This window comes from Cupriavidus sp. R6-3 (assembly GCF_059772245.1).
In genome coordinates, this window is record NZ_JCBAJO010000458.1 from 1 (window position 1) to 613 (window position 613).

Annotated in this window: 1 protein-coding gene; it reads right to left on the reverse strand. The window is 67.9% G+C overall.

Going from position 1 to position 613, the window contains the following annotated elements:
- The coding region (locus AC6EI8_RS26635) for a type VI secretion system Vgr family protein (protein ID WP_498383414.1) at positions 1-613 on the reverse strand (613 nt) is incomplete at both ends.

A 613-nucleotide genomic window follows, 5' to 3' on the forward strand; every position in this document is an offset into this window, starting at 1 on the left:
CGGCGATGCCGATGGCCTGTCCACTGTGCAAGCGCCCCTGCTTGCCGATCGCCAGGTTGGTATCCTGGCCCGACACCAGGCCCAGCGATTTGCCGTTGACCAGCTGCAGTTCCTGCCCGGCGACCATGGCAAGGCCCGCACGGCCGGCCAGTTGGACGATTGCTTCACTCGGATGCGGTACCTTGCCTTGCGTCTGCTGGTTGCCGCTGGCGGCATCCTGCATCGCGGCGTCCAGGTCCTTGCCGTCGACCATGCCGGACGCCGCGGTTTCCAGCTTGGCCAGTGGGGCCTCGTCGTCCTTGGCGGTCAGCAGTGCAGCGGTCTGGTGCTTGACCGCGCCCTCGCCCAGCGTCTGCGTCAGCGACTTCGCCTGGCGGATCAGCGCGATGCCGGCGGCGTTGTCGCCGGTCGGCACCGGCCGCTGGCTCTGCGCATCGCGATAGGTGCTGATCAGCACGCCGGCCTTGCCGCGAATCGCGCCGTAGCCGTCGGTGCGCAGTTCGAAGCCTTCGCCGCGGAAGCTGCCGCGGTAGTTGTCCTGCTGGTGGATCAGGTGACCGAGATTGAGCTGGGTGTGCTGGACCGTCGTAGCGAACTGCGTGCGCAGTTGACC